Origin of the sequence: Streptomyces sp. SID3343, assembly GCF_009865215.1 — a bacterium.
In the GTDB taxonomy this organism is placed as follows: Bacteria; Actinomycetota; Actinomycetes; order Streptomycetales; family Streptomycetaceae; genus Embleya.
In genome coordinates, this window is sequence record NZ_WWJX01000120.1 from 1 (window position 1) to 1,982 (window position 1,982).

Consider the following 1,982-nt stretch of genomic DNA (forward strand, 5'->3'; position numbering starts at 1 on the left):
GGGCCGGTGTCGGGCTGGTCGGAGTTCGTGGGGCCGGTGTCGGGGTGGCCGGAGTTCGTGGGGCCGGTGTCCGGATGGCCGCTGAGTGAGAGGCCTGGGTGACCGGTGGACGGCGAGCCGGAGTCCGGGCGGTTGGTGGGTGCGAGGTCCGCTCGGCCGGTGGGTGGCAGGCCGATGTCCGGCCGGCCCGTGGGTGCGAGGCCGAGGGACAGCGCGTGCCGGGTGGCCGCGGCGCGTACGTCGGTGGATGCGCGGCGGCACGAACCGAGTCCGCTGCACGCGGTCACGCCGCGCCACGGGGAGGCGGGGTCGCACGGCAGGCCGGCCGCTTCCAGGGCGGCGACGGTCGCCACGGGGTCGAGCACGTCGCGGACGACGACACCGCGGGTGGTGGTGATCCGCACGTCACCGCCGAGGGCGACCAGGGCCGCGACGTGCCGCTGGGTCAGCCGCCCGAGCGGCACGAGGGCCCCGACGGCGTGCCGGCCGTCCGACTGCGCGAGGGTCCCGATCAGGGGGTCGCCGCGCCGAGCGCTCGCCGCCACCGGGCGGGCACGCGTACCGTCTGCGGCGTCTGTCTCCGGTGACCGCCCCGCCCTGCCGGTCCTCCCATCGACCCCGTCCACCCGCTCTTTTCGGCCGCCGAGGCGGGCTGCGAAAGCCGCTGCGCCGGTCGGGAGTTCGCGCACGTGCCAGGCGCCCGAGGAGGCGCGGGCGGAGAGGAAGGCGCGGGCGGTTCGGATCACCGCCTCGGCGGCCCGCGCCGTCGGAACCCGCAGGGTGGTGTCGTGGCCGGCGACCAGGAGGGCGAAGGTGTCTGCGGCCACGGCGAGCAGGGTGATGTCCTGGCGGGCGGTCGCGACCGGGACGCCGCCGTCGTCCACGGCGATCAGGAAGCGACCGGACAGGGCGGCCAGGTCCGGGGACGCGCACAGCGCCTCGTCGATCGCGTCGACCACGGTGTCGGCGTTCACCAGGGCACGTGGGTCGCGGCCGGCCAAGGGGCTCGCGAGGATGTTGCGGACGCGGTCGTGGCTGCGGGTGGGGAGCAGGCCGGCGGCGGCGAGCGCGTCGGCGACGGCCGGAAGGTCGGCGTCGGTCAGACCGCGCAGTTGGACGTTGGCGCGCGCGGTCAGGTCGAGACTCCCGGTACCGAATTCCCGTGCCACAGCCGCGAGTTCACCCAATCGGGCGGCATCGATCCGACCGCCCGGGAGGCGTACGCGCGCGATCAGGCCGTCGTCGGCCATCGTGGCGTCGACGACGCCCGGGCACGCGTCGTCACGATCGCGAACCGCCATCGTGCCCACCGCCCTTCGTGTCGCATCGGTACGCCCGTCGGTATGCCCGGCCTGTCACCCCGTGTCGGATTGCGGGCAGCCCAGATGCGACACTGTTGCATATGGACGACGGCGCGCAGCACCCCACCCCCGACCCCGTGGTCGAGGCGGTGCGCCAGATTCGCGCGCACGGCGAGCGGGTCACGGTGGCCCGTACCGCGGTGCTGCGGGTGCTCGCGGACGCCGAGGAACATCTGAGCGCCGACGCGATCTTCGCCGCCGTGTCCCGCGCTGCCCCCGGCGTACACCGCACGACCATCTATCGCGCCCTCGACGCCCTGGAGCGGCTGGACCTGGTCGCGTTCACGCGCCTGCGGCACGACGCCGCCACCTACCACCTCGCCGGCCACCTGGTCGGCGGTACGCACGTACACGTCCGCTGCCGCGGGTGCGGCACGGTAAGCCACGCGCCCGGCGATCTGCTCGACGGCGCCGCCGGGCGACTGGCCGCGGAACAGGGCTTCACCCTGGAACCGACAGGCGTGGCCCTGACCGGCTGGTGCGCCGACTGCCGCGCCCTGACGTCACGCACGACGCGAACGACACGCGTGTAGCGGTGCGGCGGGGGCCGTGCGGCGCGGTATTTGGGGCGGCGCGGTGGGGGCGGGGAGCGCGTGCGGGCGGCCGGGCGTGGCCCTGACC

At 75.6% G+C, this 1,982-nt stretch carries 2 protein-coding genes; one reads left to right on the plus strand and one right to left on the minus strand.

What is annotated here, in order from left to right; all coding sequences use genetic code 11:
• Nucleotides 1-1,301, minus strand: a 1,301-nt coding sequence (locus tag GT354_RS04140) for a precorrin-3B synthase (protein WP_161354794.1), incomplete at its 3' end; no start/stop codon positions are given.
• 101 nt (nucleotides 1,302-1,402) lie between these two features.
• Here GT354_RS04140 and GT354_RS04145 point away from each other — a divergent pair.
• Complete coding sequence (locus GT354_RS04145) at nucleotides 1,403-1,894, plus strand: Fur family transcriptional regulator (RefSeq protein WP_161354795.1); 492 nt, start codon at nucleotides 1,403-1,405, stop codon at nucleotides 1,892-1,894.
• Nucleotides 1,895-1,982: the final 88 nt, after the last annotated feature.